Source organism: Bacteroidota bacterium (assembly GCA_016722375.1).
GTDB lineage: Bacteria > Bacteroidota > Bacteroidia > Chitinophagales > LD1 > Bog-950.
The window spans coordinates 245,410-260,477 of sequence record JADKJG010000001.1; the positions used below are offsets into that span (position 1 = coordinate 245,410).

Genomic DNA, 15,068 nt, shown 5'->3' on the forward strand with positions numbered 1-15,068 from the left:
AATTTACGCTAAATACACTTCAAATATTGCATGGGTTTTGTCATTTAATTGTCATTTTTTGATGATGCAGTTGCATTACAGAAAAGGCGAGGTCATCAAACAAGCGGTATCACAATGAAAAGCAGTCCCTTCTTTTCGTTTATCCTCCACAGATATATACCAAGGATGCCAATGATAAATAGCAACGATGCCATTGCTATTTACCAACGGTGTCATTTTTAATTAGCAGGAGAGTCATTACTAAGTAGAAATAGTGTTTATGCTAATTAGTATCGGGGGGCTTGCTAATTAACATAGGGCCTATTGCTATATAGCAATAGGTGAGTTGGTAATTAGTATCACATGCATTGTTATATAGCATAAGGGTCGTTGCTAATTAGCAACGAGGGCATTGATATTTATCAATGAAGCCTTGTATAATGTTGTTTGGGATTTCTGAATGTTGAATGAAATGGAGGATGTCACTCAGCATTCAAGTCTCATCACGATTTTCGACTTTATCTGCTACCCTGTTTAGTCCGAGAAGTATAGATTAGAGATAAACTATCTCAACCTCCAGTTTGGCAAATGCGCGAACCATAGCGCTGACACCACAATATTTGTCTTGCGAAAGATTGACGGCTTTCCGGAACTTATCCTGGTCATCGGAATTATTCAGGCGAATGGAATATATAAGGCGGACTGTGTGGTAGGTTCTCGGATGTTGCTCGGTCATCTCTCCGCCCACCTTCATGCTGAAGTCTGTGAAACCCACGCGCATTTTGTTCAGAATATCTACCACATCTATACCGGTGCAACCGGCCAGAGAAGTGAGAATCAGGGCCTTGGGACGAACACCGGTAGAACTATCGCGTGCATCGCCATCAATGGCAATAGTCCTGCCGTTTTGCAAGGCATCAAACTTCAAATCGCCTTTCCATTTCACTTCAATTTCCTGTACAGCAGCCATATTTTGCGAGATTTATTTTTTAAGATAGGCTTTCATCGGTTCCCAGTAATATTGTTTCCATCCATCGGCAAGAGCTGCCGCTTTGTGTTCAGGTATATCAGTTTGGGTGAAAGTTAATTTAGTACCTGAAGGTGATTTTTCAAAAACAAAAGTGCAAGCAGAGAAATGATCATCGGGCCATCCGTCCTCTGCAAAGTGCCAGGCCTGCACAATCTTCTTCCCTTCTTCCAATTCTATATTATAGCCATGACAGTAGCCATCAAATATGTCAAACTTACCGCCCGGTTTTCTGCTCATCTTAATCTTTCCTCCGGTGATTGCTCCATGTTTTTTAGTATCCATAATCATTTCATAAACTTCCTTTGGCGAAGCTTTGAAAGAAACGGTTTGTTGAATATTTTTTGTCTTCATAGAGAATGTGTTTAAAGTTTCTTAACATCAATATACATCAATTCGTCATTCACCTTCAGTTGCGTATCCTTTTTCAGTTTAATAGAGGTGGTTTGCCATTCATCGCTACCGTTGATTCTTTTTTCTTGCCCCGCCGAATAAGAAATCACAAAAGGCATTCTGAAGTTTTTTACATCAACTTGCCAACGGTAACTCAGTTCATATTCTCCATGCTTTGTCTTTTTGAGCTTGTATTCCAAAACAGGAATGTTTGCTTGTTTCAAATATTGCTCAAAAACAGGGGCTAAATTGATACCTGACTTTTTGCTGATGTAGTTTGTTATCTCCTGATAATCTGTCGTCTTATATTTAAACGCTGTGTCGCTGATTCCCTTAACAATACTCCACCACAGTCCATCTTTGTTAATGATATGACGAATGGTGTTCAGCATTAACATTCCTTTAGCATACATATCGCCGTCGCCCTCTTCGTTCACTCCATAGATGCCTACTACAGGGTTTTTGTTTCCAACGGAAGTTTTTTTTGCATTAATGTATCTCATGGCCGTGTCCTTGCCAAAAAGACATTCTACATAAATGGCTTCAGAATAGGTACAGAAACCTTCATGAATCCACATATCTGCTATGTCTTTACAACTCACCGAATTGCCCCACCATTCATGACCCGATTCATGGATGATGATATAATCAAAGTCTAAGCCGATTCGCGAAAAATCTCTTCCGGCATAACCGGTGAGGTATTTATTGCCGTATGCAATGGCTCCCTGATGCTCCATGCCCAGATAGGGAGTTTCGACTAAAGCATAGCCATCATTCCAAAAGGGATATTTCCCAAGATATTTTTCATAGCAACTCATCATGGGCTTCACTTGCTTAAATTGTTGTTGTGCTTTTTCAAGATTGTAAGACAAGACATAATAGTCCAAGTCTAACTTTTCACCGTCGGCTGCCACATACTGGTCAGCAAAATGAACGTAGTCTCCAATGTTTAGTGTTACATTATAACTATTGATAGGATAGCTCACTTTCCAATGAAAAGTAGTCGTGTTATCCCCTCTCATATTTACATTCTCTTCTACCCCATTAGAAATACATTGCAGACCCGAAGGAACGGTACAGATAATTCGCATGCTATCCGGTTCATCGCTCAAATGATCTTTCATTGGCCACCAAGAACTAGCACCCATCCCTTCGCAGGACACACCAACCCAAACTTTTCCGTTGTTATCATACGTCCAGGTAAATCCGCCATCCCAAGGCGGACGCTTAGCTACAATTGGCTTGCCTTGGTAATACACGGTGATTTCGCGGGTAGAACCAGATGGTACTTCGTTTTCAAAATATACGAAGACCGCATTGAACTCTCTTTTATACTTCAATTCCTTTCCTTCGGAAATAATTTGAATGATGTTCATGTTTTCAAACAAATCAATCTGCATGACACGAAAATTATTCATCGCCTTGAACACAATTTTATTACTTCCACTGATTGAATGTTCTCCGGTATCTACTTTGATATTCAGCTCGTAATAGTTCACATCGAAACAGGTTCGTTCCGGACGAAGTGAACCTCTCAAGGTATCTGCCCTAGTGAATGTTTTCTTTTGCTCTCCTAATGCCTGGGCTGAGGTGGTAAACGTTAATAGTATAAAAAGAAAAGAAAAGAGAACGGGTTTTATCTGCATCATTGTAGTGGGTTTAAGCGTACGAATTTCAAATAATTTTTCCAGAACTTCGTCAAAGTATTAGCTATTTAACCTTATATATGGATTTGAGACTCGTACTTTCCTTTGCCGTCCCGGTAGCTTTTATATTGCTGATTGACTATTATGCCTTTCAATCGGTGAAGACTGCGTTTCAGCACTTATCTTTTAAAGGATATCTTTTTGCAGGCTATTGGACCATCACCATTTTAGCCGTTTTATCCATCCTGACCTACCGGACTATTGGCTATAAGTTTTTACCGCACGGTGTGGGCACCTTTATCGGAGCTTTTGTTGCCATCAGCGTTTTGAGTAAAGTAGTGATGATTCTTTTTCTCTTAGGAGAAGACATGAGCCGAATAGTTCGATTTGCAATTTCAAAATTTTCAGCCTCGCCTTCTTCCTCAACTGACATAATTACCCGTAGCCAATTTCTTAATCGTTTGGCAATTATGACTGCTGCTGTACCCTTCGGCACTCTGCTTTACGGCATTATTGCCAACGCCTACAACTATCAACTTCACAGAGTGAAGATCAGGTTTACTAACTTACCCGAAGCATTTAACGGGTTTCGGATTGTTCAACTTTCTGATATTCATACGGGCAGTTTTACCCGCACCGAACCAATTCAAAAAGCCGTCGAGACTATTAACAGACTAAATGCAGATGTCATCCTTTTTACCGGTGACCTAGTTAACAATACTGCAGATGAAATGGAAGGCTACCTTTCTATTTTTAGTAAACTTCAAGCTAGGCTAGGTGTATATTCATCTACCGGCAATCATGATTATGGAGATTATGCACAGTGGTCTTCTAAAGAAGCCAAAGAAGAAAACTTCAGCCGGTTCATTGATGTTCATCGAAAGTTGGGGTGGAAGTTGCTGATGAATGAACATCATGTTTTTGAAAAGAACGGGGATAAGATTGCCCTAATCGGACTCGAAAACTGGGGTGCCGGGCGATGGTCGAAATACGGAAAGTTTGAAAAAGCTTATCGCGGCACGGAAGAAATTCCATTCAAAATTATGATGAGCCATGATCCCTCCAATTGGGATGCTAAAATTCGCCCCAACTTTCCAGACATTGATTTAACTCTCAGCGGGCATACACACGGGGCACAGTTCGGCATTGAAAGTAAATGGTTGAAATGGAGTCCTTCCCAATGGGTATATAAACAATGGGCCGGTTTATATCAGGAAGGTACACAGTATTTATATGTTAACCGGGGATTCGGTTTTATTGGCTATCCAGGTAGAATAGGCATCCTTCCCGAAATAACCGAAATAACTTTGGTGAAAGCATAATCAATTATTGCTTCTGACCAATATCATAGTTCAACTTTGGATGCAACTCTGTATATTTACAGGACTTAAAAGATTATTATGGTTTACAGACAATTTTATTCTGAATTAGGGAAGTTGCTTTATGCTGTTGCAGATGTAGATGGGGTGATTACTCAGAAAGAAAAAAAGGCGCTGAAAGAGATGGTGCGTGCTGAACTCGTCCCCGAAGAAGAACACACTGACAAGTTCGGAACCGATGTTGCCTTCTACGCTGAAATCGAGTTTGACATTCTCGAAGATTCTATGATTGAAGCAGAAGATGCCTTTGAATCATTTATCCAGTTTATAGAAAATCATCACAGTGCTATCAACCAAAATATGCGTGACGTGATATTGAAAATCGCGGTTCGTTTGGCCGATGCTTACCACAAGACCAACAAAAAGGAAAAGGCCCTTTTAGAAAAACTGGAACGCAAACTCAAAGCGCTTCCGGTAGGGAAATAATTAGAAACATTTTCTTCATTCCGCGAACCGGTAAGTAAGGGTAAAAGGCACCCTCTTCCATCCAATTCCATTTTTATTCCTTCGGATAATAAAATAGATACTAACTGTCCCTAAAAAGGCATTTTTAGATACCGCAGCCGCTGAATTGTTAAAAAATGGGGGCAAAACGCGAAAAACGCGCTGATATTAGGTTGACATAAGCTCATTCTAGGTTGGAATAAGTTCATTCAGAACTGGCATGAGCTCATTCGTGGCTGGGATGATCTCACCCAAAGCTGACATGCGTTCATTCCAAGCGGGTATAAGCTCACTTTGAGTCGGAATGAACTCATTCATACCTCAAGTGAGTTCATTGTGGGGAGGAAATAGTGCATTCTTAACTTGAACGCAGACTTGCTAATGCGACATAAGTTTTAAAAAGTTGAGAATTCCATCATCATCTGTTTGACTGTTTTTAAAGCAACCATCCATGAAAGTGTGCCTCGCGGCTACAGGTCGAATTACATCTCCCTCTCAATCGCATTATAAATTGCTCTCACCACCCGAACCAGATTGCTGATGACGAAATAAAAAAGCGTAATGGATATTAGCATCATCCGATACTCTTTCATCTCCACGTTCCAGATACTGATACCGGTTAACCACTTAGCAGAAAGAAAAAGGATAATCACAACGAGGACATATAAATAGTATGACGGAATGGTGTAGCGCAAATAACTTTTGTAAGTAATAGAAATAACCGTGTTGATAATCGTATAGAATATCAATGCAATCAGCGCGGCGAAAAAATCTTCACCTGATATTTTCTGCAACAGGTGGCAAATCGTCATGCCGCCCCAGCCAATTACAACGGATGCGATTGCCTGTATGACTGGGGTAGCACGCTTGTGAATAAGAGTAAAATCTACTTCAGCCATGACGGCAAAGCTATACTTAATATATGTAAGCAACCCATACGAAGGTTAAATTGTCTACATTATAAATGTCATTGTTGAAAAAGTAAGTTATTATGAGTATCTTCATGCTTGGGTTAGGGTTACTTTTACATGTCATTTGTAATGTATTTTCTTTGATTAAAAACAATTTATGCGGAAATCTGTAATTGCTCTTTTTGTTCTATTCAGTTGTTATTTAGGTTTTGGACAAGTTGTTCCACCAGAAGGGTTTAATTATCAGGCCGTTGCCAGATATGCTAGTGGAAGCGAGATTGTCAACCAACGTATTGGTGTGCGGATTTCCATTAACGACGGAAGCAATCCTTATTATAAAGAGACCCATAAAGTAACAACCAATCAGTTTGGCTTATTTACATTAAAGATAGGACGAGGCACTCCTGAATTCGGCATTTTTGGAGCCATTAATTTTGATATAGCTCCTGCAAAATGGTTGTTAGTTGAGATTGATACTAGTGGTACGGGTGCATCGTGGGTAAACATGGGACTATCAGAGTTGCTTAGTGTGCCCTATGCGTTAGTTGCTAAAAAAGCATTGAATCCTGGTCCTACCGGCCCAACCGGTGCTGCTGGAGTTACCGGAGCGACAGGGTCAGTGGGTGCAACTGGTCCTACTGGAGCAAAAATTGATAGTATTACCTATAATCAAGATGGCACTGTGAATGTTTATTATGACGGAAATCCTATCCCATCAGTTTCTACCGTTTCATTGAGAGGTGCTACAGGAGAAACCGGACCACAGGGTGAAATAGGGCTTACTGGTCCAACCGGAGATATTGGTGGTGGTGTGAATAGCATCGTTGATAACGGAGATGGAACCGCAACAATAGTTTATGGTCCAACCGGCGCGTCGGGAAGTGCAATGATAACTCTACCTACTGGTCCTACCGGGCCTACTGGTGAAGTGGGTCCAACTGGTCCTATTGGGCCAATTGGAGAAACAGGTCCAGTTGGCCCCGATGGGCCGACAGGTCCTATTGGGCCATTAGGTCCCACCGGTCCTGGAATTACTCAAATAACAGACAATGGAGATGGCACTTTGGATATTGCGTATGGTTCCGTCCCAGTTACCATCACCACTTCTTCACTTTATGGTCCAACTGGTCCAACTGGACCTATTCGCCAGGTCGGCCCAGTTGGACCTGATGGCCCCATTGGACCGACGGGTGTAACAGGAATTACGGGTCCTTCAGGAGAAATCGGTCCAACCGGGGTTACCGGATTTACAGGAGCTACTGGCATAACCGGGCCTATAGGGGTTACTGGGCCATCTGGTGACACAGGGCCTACTGGAGCTACTGGCCCTACCGGAAATACCGGAATCACTGGAGCGACCGGGGTTACTGGGCCTACTGGTGATGTCGGCCCTACTGGACCTACTGGTGCAACAGGAAATATAGGTGCAACTGGAGTTACCGGCCCATCTGGTACCGGGCCAACGGGTTCAACTGGGTTTACGGGGAATACGGGCGCGTCTGGTCCTACAGGCGCTACGGGACCTTCTGGACCTACCGGTCCTTCTGGCGCGACAGGCGTTACTGGGCCTTCCGGACCTACTGGCGCCACTGGACCTTCCGGCACAACTGGACCTACAGGTCTAAGTGGAGTTGCCGGTCCAACTGGAGCTACTGGGAATACAGGTGTTGCGGGTCCATCAGGCGCCACCGGCCCAGCTGGCCCTACAGGTGCAGGCGTTGCGGGCCCTACTGGCCCCACCGGAGTTACTGGTCCTGTGGGACCGTCGGGAGGTATGTCTAATGGAAGCGCAGCAGGAAATACAACCTACTGGAATGGGACTAGTTGGGTTGTGAATAGCAATAATATTTTTAATAATGGAGGAAATATTGGCATCGGTATAGTAGCCCCACCAAATACCAAACTGGATATTGGTGGTGATTTTGCTTACAGAACGGATGCTATATTTATTAACACTGCGATCAAAAATCCTTTATCAATAACCGGTGGAACTGCAAAGTATAGTTCCTACAAAATCACTTCTATTGGGGTTCCTTTATACATCTTCTCTATAGATGGTGGTGTAGATGGTAAAATATTGACTCTTTATAACGCCAGTGGCCAATTAATGACTTTTAAAAATCAGGATGGAACAGCTACAGCCGCAAATAGAATTATAACAGGTTCTGGAAGTGATTTGGCAATACCTGGTTCCGGCGCTTCTATCACCTTACAATATAATGGCGCTGATAGCAGATGGGTTGTTGTTGGGTTTAGTAGTGGCACTTATGCCGGAGTTGGAGGATGGCAAACCACGGGGAACCTAGGTACCGATAGTAATAATTTTATAGGAACTCTAGATGCAAAAGACCTTATGTTTAGGACTAATAATACTGAACGAATGAGGCTAATTAGCAGTAGTATTAGAAATCCAAGAGGTGCCTTAATGATAGGAACTGACTATTTCCCTACACCAAATACGCCATACGCGGCTGGAGCCATATTAGATGTGGGTGGTGTAATCAATTCAAATCTTTATCCGTATTGTAATATTTTTAAGACTTATACTTCTATCATAAAGGCTGGGCAAATTGTCAAAATGACGGCTTTCCCAGGTGTAGTAGATGCAATGCCGGCTAATTGTACAGGTAATGACATGGTTGGAGTGGCTGCCACCACTGAGGCACCTGCAAAATATTTCTTAGTAGCTACTGGTGGAGTCGTTTCGGTGCTTGTAGATGGACCAGTTACCGTTGGGCATTTTGCAAAAATAAGCTGCGATCCTTCGCGTCCTGTGTACGCTACAGATGATGGACTGACTGGCTCCAAAGCATCTTTTGGTATCTTTACTGAAAGTGGAGCTGCTCTAACTCAGGTAAGGATGGTTTTCAAGAGAGCATCCAACTAAGCAATCCTTAACTTCTTTTATAAAGCCCCAAAATTGGGGCTTTATAATTTATATCCTTTGAAATCTTCTGCTATTTTCGATTAAATATCTGGGCATGAAAAAACAATTCTTCTTTCTCTTTCCACTTACATTAATAATCCCTCTGAGCATCTTCGCTCAAGACACCTTCTCAATAGTAGCTGTTGATTCCGTTACGGGCGAAGTTGGTAGTGCTGGCGCTACCTGCCTGCAAGCCCCCAATCCCGCTGAAGGCGCATTATTTATCAGTGATGTAATTCCTGGTTTGGGGGCCATGCATACTCAGGCTCTGTGGGAATCGTATAATCAGCAAAACGGGCATACCTACATGATTAGCGGCTATATGCCAGAGGAAATACTTCATGAAGTGAATATTTCTGACATTGGTGCTGATTCTACCATTCGTCAATATGGCATAGCCTTGTTTGATGCAAACGGAAGCCCCCGCACCGCTGCCTATACCGGAGTAAACTGCTATGATTATAAGGGACAAATTGTTGGATATAATTATGCTATTCAAGGAAACATTATTATCAACCATGCCCTATTAGATTCAATTGAAAGTGGTTTTCTAAACACTCCGGGTAGTTTGGCCGATAAACTGATGGCCGCTATGCAGGGAGCAAATATTCCCGGTGCCGATATCCGTTGTTTATCCGAAGGGGTCCCTTCCAAATCTGCATTTCTTCGCGTGGCAAAACCTACCGATCATCCAGATTCATTATCGCTACATTTGGTGGTCAAATCCCGTCCTGATGGGATGAGCCCCATTGACTCTCTTCAAACCTTATTTAATGAATGGAAAACTACTCATCCAAGCAGTATTGAAACAACCAGCGATGTCAACGCGCGTATCTGGCCAAACCCCGCTTCTTCTAAAATCAATATTCAGTTTCCATCTTTTGAAAGTCGGATGGTCAGTGTAACTGATATGATTGGACGAACTATGGAAGAAAAAAATTGCACTGGCTTTTGCAATATCTCATTGACTACTTATCCCAAAGGCATGTATTTTATCCGAACCGGAAATTCAGCTTATAAATTCATTGTCCGGTAAATGAAAATCATCACCACTGGTGATCAAAGCCACACAATCTATTCCGAGGAATTTCAGGACACTTATCATTCCACGCATGGCGCCATCCGCGAATCAAAACACGTGTATATTCAACAAGGTTTTGATTATCGCATCGCTGATTGCAAAGAAAAGACAGACAACGTTACCCTTCGAATATTGGAGGTGGGTTTTGGAACCGGATTGAATGTCCTGTTAACCTTATTGGAAACCGATAGGCAGAAAGTATCCGTTAACTATACTACATTGGAATCGTCTCCCTTGTCTCTCGAAACTATTCATGGGCTTAACTATGCCGATCTCCTTGGTTGCGATTGTTATCAATCCTATCAAACATTACATCTCTGCGCATGGAATGAACCCCATCCAATAAAGAATCACTTCACCTTCACAAAAACTCGTTGTTCCGTTCTGGAATATACAGCGCCGGACGAAACATTCGACATCATTTATTTCGATGCATTCTCTCCCACCACGCAACCGGAACTATGGACGGACAAAATGATGAGAAAAATGTTTGCCTTCACTGCACCTAAAGGAATCTTAGTGTCTTATTGTTCTAAGGTCTCCTTCCAGAAATCACTTCAATCGGCGGGATTTCGAATAGAAAAAATTCCCGGACCACCCGGAAAGCGAGAAATGATAAGGGCTCATAAAGTGTAACAGTAGCTAGGTTTCTTTTTTCAATTATATTTCGCACCCTAAGATCAAGAAACAATAAGAATTTAATAATCAGAATAGATATGGGGCAATACCTTGTTAAAGTTATAGATGCGCAGTTTATCACTCATGATGTGAAGCGTTTCGTGGTAGAAAAACCCGACGGATATGTCTTCGTTCCAGGCCAGGCCGCTGAGATAGCTATCAACGTTGAAGGCTGGAAGAAGAAAAAACGCCCCTTTACCTTCACCGGTTTAAATAAATGGGATTATCTCGAGTTTCTGATCAAGATTTATTCAGAACGGAGCGGGGTGACGGATATGTTAGGAGGCATCAACGCAGGTGACGAACTAATTCTAGGAGAACCTTTCGGTGCTATTACTTACCACGGTCCCGGAGTTTTTATTGCCGGAGGCGCAGGAATCACACCCTTTGTCGCCATTTTTAGAGAATTGCAACGAAGTAAACAACTGGCCGGCAACTTGCTCATTCTTTCCAACAAAACATCCGAAGATGTTATTCTGGGGCAAGAGCTATCTGAAATGTTGCGCGAAAACTTTATCAATGTTTATACCCGCGAAAATGTGATTGGCTTTCTCGACCGACGTATTGACCGCAATTTTTTGATTGAGCATATCGTCAACTTCAGTCAACACTTTTATTTGTGTGGCCCATCTAAATTTGTGCAAGACATGAAAGACATTCTACTAAAACTTGGTGCCGAACTACAATCGCTGGTGATTGAAGATTAATCAATAAACCACCTGTTCCGGTTTGTTCTTCAGTATTTCTTCAATCTTTTGCATCACTTCATCCGTCAATTTCGGAACCACCTCTAGACATTTCAGGTTTTCTTGAAGTTGTGAAACCTTGGTAGCCCCAAGAATCACCGTAGAAACATTTTTATTTTTCAAACACCAAGCCAAGGCAAGCTGTGCCAAAGGGACACCCATTTCTGCGGCAAATACACTCAACTTCTTAACGGTCTCCACCTTTTCCGGCTGTTCGAGGTTTCGCTCTTTCAACCATTGCATCAATTCAAACCTATTGTGATCTCCCGCCGTTCCATCTGTATATTTACCGGTCAGGAAGCCGGAAGACAATGGACTCCATATTGTACTTCCCATCCCAAAATTTTCAAACAAGGGGATATAATCCCGTTCAAACATTTTGCGATGAAGCATGTTGTATTGAGGCTGTTCCATAGTCGGGGCAATCAGGTGATGCTTCGCAGACCAGTAGTGCGCCTCCGTGATTTGCTGCGCTGTCCATTCACTAGTTCCCCAGTAGAAAAATTTTCCCTGAAGATATAATTGATGCATCGTCCACACCACTTCCTCAATCGGCGTGTTGATGTCTGGCCGATGACAGAAATATAAATCAAGATATTCTACTTGTAGTCTTCTCAATGCCGCATGGCAGGCTTCCACCAAATGTTTCCGCATCAAACCTTTTTGGTTTGGTTTGTGGTTGGTCACCCGCGGCCAGAATACTTTGGAAGAAACCATCCAAGTATCCCGATCCCAGTTTAGCTTTTTCAGAATGTTGCCCATCACTATTTCGCTCTTGCCTTGGGCATATACTTCGGCATTATCAAAAAAGTTCACCCCGGCTTCGTAGGCCGTTATCATTAATTTTTCCGCAACATCATCCGGTATCTGATATCCAAAGGTTACCCAACTTCCTAAAGAAAGTTCACTGATTTGCAATCCCGATTTGCCGAGTCTTCTGTATTCCATATTGATTATTATTCAGAGGCATGAAAATAGATTTTTCTTGTGTAGTAGTAATTGTCGGTGTGCTTATACAGGAATGCCATAGAATAAACCACAAAAGTTTTAAAACATTTTGTGGTCTTTCAATTCACTCAGCACTTCAAAGTCTCACGAACCTCTTCACCACGCTTGCCCGCTCTGAAAGGATACGGATGAAGTAAACACCCTTTGAAAGAGGGAGATCAAACTGCGAGCTTTGAGCCATTAGCTTTGAAACAAATACAATCCGCCCGTTGACATCATATACTTCCATCGAACTTCCAACAAGGTTATTGGTAATTGATAATTGGACATTGTTTATTGAAGAAGGATTCGGATAAATGTTCACCGATTCATCCAGTTCATTGATTGCTGTAATCGCGAAAGGAACTTCGCTTGAAGTAGCGCGACAGCCATTAGAATCCACGATTGCCACCGCATAATATCCCGTTGCCTTAGCAATATACGTTTGAGCATTGGCCCCGCTAAGGAGATTTCCATTAAAGTACCATTGATAGGATACCGCGCTGAAAGAAGACAGCGTGTCTCTATTGACAGAAACAGAGACTGTCGGCACCGGATAAACAGAAACTTCCTGACGATCGGAAGAAGCTGAACATCCATTCGCATCGGTTGTCGTCAGCCAATAGGCTCCGGCGGTTTTGGCTTGAATGCAAGTACTTGTGTCACCGGTATTCCAGATATAGGAAAGAAAATTACCGGAGGAACACAACTGTATCGAATCTCCCGAACGCATTAAGGTATCAAGATGGGGAACCAGTATAGATGCGCTATCCGGTGAATAGACTGAGATGTAGTTTACTTTTCGAAGGGTGTCGGCACCAAAACTATTGCGCGCAATTAAGATGACATCGTAAATACCCGATACGCTATAACAAACATTTTGCGGTGTCTGATTGGTATCGGTTAATCTATCTGCACCGGGAAATTCCCAATGCCAGGAAATAGAAGCGGAACTTTGATTGCTGAAATCAATACAACCAGTAGTACAAAAAGCTGTATCGCTTGCCGAAAAGTCTGCATGAGGAAGCTGCGAAACAAATACCGGACCATGAAGTTTGCAAACAAAAATTTCTTCATCATCCAAACTGTTGGTGGTTGTCAAATAATAAGTTCCAACAGAATCTGGATCAAAGTCGGCGGTGGATACATATGGCAACGCCAATAGAAAAACCCTTGATGACCATGCTCGGACCGCCGATGTCGCGCGCCCAAAGAAAATTGGCCGATGAATCCCATTTACAAATAAAAACGTCTGTGCTACTTTGCGAGTTTAGATTAAAGGTGTCAATCCCCGGATCAAAATCTGCTCCGCCATAATAAAAGTTACCGGTAGTATAAACATTGCCCGAAGCATCTACAGCAATGTCCTGCCCTACATCATCGCCATTCAGCACGCCAATTTGATTCGCCCATGAAAGCGCTCCTGTGCTGTCGAAGCGACAGATGAAAATATCTTTATAAAACTGTGAGGTGCTGAGATTGCGCACCGCCACACCGGGGTCGAAATCAACCGTTCCGGTGAAGTAGCCAGTGAGGTAAGCATAGCCATTTCTATCTACAGCAATCTTGCTCCCCAAATCTCTCTTCGTGCCACCCATCCGGTGCGCCCATTCAAAATCACCATTGCGATTCAACTTACAAATAAAAATATCGAAATCGCCCGCAGTGCTGAGATTATAAACCGCCGGTCCCGGATCGAAATCTGCTTTGCCATACCATATAGCTCCGGTGGTATATACATTGCCCTGAGCATCCACGGCAATACCGGTGCCGTCCACTTGGTCGGTGACGATAGCTTCGCCGCCAAACTGTTTCGCCCAAATCAAATTTCCATCAGCATCCAGTTTGCAGACAAACACGTCGCGATAGCCCAAAGGCGTGAGCATAACCACCCCCGACCCCGGGTCAAAGTCGGTGGCGGAAAGAAAGCTGCCCGTTATATATATGTAGCCGCTGTCGTCAATCGCTATATCGTTTCCGTCATTATAGTTCGTTCCGCCAAACTTCTTTGCCCAAACAAAATCACCTGCACTATCCAACTTGCTGAGAAACACATCGCTCACGCCAGCCGAATTCAGGTAAAAAGTTCCCGGCCCAGGGTTCATATCTGCATTGCCCCAAAAGTTTCCTATGGTATAAACATTGCCGCCTTTATCTAGTGCGATGCCTCGCCATACATCCGAAGGGGCGGAACTACTCGCAGTGCCACCCATCCGCCCAGCCCAAACAAACGAAGGTTGAGAAACAACCATAGTAACGGCTGAACAAAAAATGACAGATAGGAGTATTGCTCTTTTCATGTAGTAAACTTTGTTCGTAAAGATATTTTTAAATGAGGAATCGGGAGTGCTGAGTGACGAATGACTTTGTGTTGCTATATAGCTCCATACATCTGGACATATATCGTCAACGTTGGCGTACTCATCCTAAATCTCTGGACATATACCGTCAACGTTGGCGTACTCATCCCAATTCTCTGGACATATACCGTCAACGTTGGCGTACTCATCCTAAATCTCTGGACAATACCGTCAACGTTGGCGACACCGTCAACGTTGACGACATATATCGTCAACGTTGGCGTACCCATCCCAAATCTCTGGCCATATACCGTCAACGTTGGCATACTCATCCCATTTCTCTGGACATATACCGTCAACGTTGGGGATAGGGTTCTAGAAGCAAATCATCCTATCGCCACCGTTGGCCGATGGCATCCCCAACTCTATCACATATATCACCAACGTTGGCAGTATTGCCACAAACACTTGCAAACCATCTGCCGAACGGGTGAAAGCCTTCTAAGTCTTTGAGGTTTTGAAGGTTTGCTTCAGAGGAGGATAAGCAGCCACATCTCTCCACTCCACTCCA

At 43.0% G+C, this 15,068-nt stretch carries 14 protein-coding genes; 7 read left to right on the top strand and 7 right to left on the bottom strand.

Annotated elements, in window-relative coordinates:
* Positions 1-532: 532 nt before the first annotated feature.
* Genes IPP77_01090 through IPP77_01100 form a run of 3 tightly spaced genes read right to left on the bottom strand, consistent with a single transcriptional unit; the run spans position 533 to position 3,039 of the window.
* Positions 533-949: an OsmC family protein gene (locus IPP77_01090; protein ID MBL0308328.1), complete on the bottom strand. Its 417-nt coding sequence runs from the start codon at positions 947-949 to the stop codon at positions 533-535.
* A 12-nt stretch (positions 950-961) separates the two neighbouring features.
* Positions 962-1,360 (bottom strand): SRPBCC domain-containing protein, encoded by a 399-nt coding sequence (locus tag IPP77_01095; GenBank protein ID MBL0308329.1) that lies wholly within the window; start codon positions 1,358-1,360, stop codon positions 962-964.
* An 11-nt stretch (positions 1,361-1,371) separates the two neighbouring features.
* Positions 1,372-3,039 (bottom strand): M1 family metallopeptidase, encoded by a 1,668-nt coding sequence (locus IPP77_01100; GenBank protein ID MBL0308330.1) that lies wholly within the window; start codon positions 3,037-3,039, stop codon positions 1,372-1,374.
* 86 nt (positions 3,040-3,125) lie between these two features.
* Between IPP77_01100 and IPP77_01105 the strand changes: the two genes are divergently transcribed.
* Together IPP77_01105 and IPP77_01110 are read left to right on the top strand one after the other, a co-directional pair.
* Positions 3,126-4,367, top strand: coding sequence for a metallophosphoesterase (locus IPP77_01105; protein ID MBL0308331.1), 1,242 nt, complete (start codon positions 3,126-3,128; stop codon positions 4,365-4,367).
* A gap of 78 nt (positions 4,368-4,445) precedes the next feature.
* Positions 4,446-4,850, top strand: a complete 405-nt coding sequence (locus tag IPP77_01110) for a hypothetical protein (protein ID MBL0308332.1) — start codon at positions 4,446-4,448, stop codon at positions 4,848-4,850.
* Between the two features lie 500 nt (positions 4,851-5,350).
* Here IPP77_01110 and IPP77_01115 read toward each other — a convergent pair whose 3' ends face one another.
* A complete protein-coding gene (locus IPP77_01115; protein MBL0308333.1) occupies positions 5,351-5,800 on the bottom strand; it encodes a hypothetical protein in 450 nt (149 codons plus the stop codon).
* Between the two features lie 484 nt (positions 5,801-6,284).
* Between IPP77_01115 and IPP77_01120 the strand changes: the two genes are divergently transcribed.
* From IPP77_01120 to IPP77_01135, 4 genes are all read left to right on the top strand, one after another.
* The gene (locus tag IPP77_01120; protein ID MBL0308334.1) at positions 6,285-8,666 is read left to right on the top strand and encodes a hypothetical protein; all 2,382 of its coding nucleotides are present in this window, start codon (positions 6,285-6,287) and stop codon (positions 8,664-8,666) included.
* 94 nt (positions 8,667-8,760) lie between these two features.
* Positions 8,761-9,741 (top strand): DUF1028 domain-containing protein, encoded by a 981-nt coding sequence (locus tag IPP77_01125; protein ID MBL0308335.1) that lies wholly within the window; start codon positions 8,761-8,763, stop codon positions 9,739-9,741.
* Complete coding sequence (gene mnmD, locus IPP77_01130; protein MBL0308336.1) at positions 9,742-10,422, top strand: tRNA (5-methylaminomethyl-2-thiouridine)(34)-methyltransferase MnmD; 681 nt, start codon at positions 9,742-9,744, stop codon at positions 10,420-10,422.
* An 80-nt stretch (positions 10,423-10,502) separates the two neighbouring features.
* Positions 10,503-11,171, top strand: a complete 669-nt coding sequence (locus IPP77_01135) for a flavodoxin reductase (protein ID MBL0308337.1) — start codon at positions 10,503-10,505, stop codon at positions 11,169-11,171.
* On the opposite strand, the gene IPP77_01140 is transcribed toward IPP77_01135, so the two are convergent.
* The 3 genes from IPP77_01140 to IPP77_01150 all read right to left on the bottom strand — a co-directional run bounded on the left by IPP77_01140 (position 11,172) and on the right by IPP77_01150 (position 14,497).
* Positions 11,172-12,158 carry an aldo/keto reductase gene (locus tag IPP77_01140; protein MBL0308338.1) on the bottom strand — a complete coding sequence of 329 codons (987 nt, stop codon included), beginning with the start codon at positions 12,156-12,158 and terminating at the stop codon, positions 11,172-11,174.
* Positions 12,159-12,294: 136 nt separating this feature from the next.
* Positions 12,295-13,353, bottom strand: coding sequence for a T9SS type A sorting domain-containing protein (locus tag IPP77_01145; GenBank protein ID MBL0308339.1), 1,059 nt, complete (start codon positions 13,351-13,353; stop codon positions 12,295-12,297).
* Complete coding sequence (locus tag IPP77_01150) at positions 13,325-14,497, bottom strand: SBBP repeat-containing protein (GenBank protein ID MBL0308340.1); 1,173 nt, start codon at positions 14,495-14,497, stop codon at positions 13,325-13,327. The genes IPP77_01145 and IPP77_01150 overlap by 29 nt, the downstream gene beginning before the upstream one ends.
* A gap of 66 nt (positions 14,498-14,563) precedes the next feature.
* Here IPP77_01150 and IPP77_01155 point away from each other — a divergent pair, with 66 nt between their 5' ends.
* On the top strand, positions 14,564-15,010 hold the full coding sequence (locus IPP77_01155; protein ID MBL0308341.1) for a hypothetical protein: 447 nt from the start codon (positions 14,564-14,566) through the stop codon (positions 15,008-15,010).
* Positions 15,011-15,068: the final 58 nt, after the last annotated feature.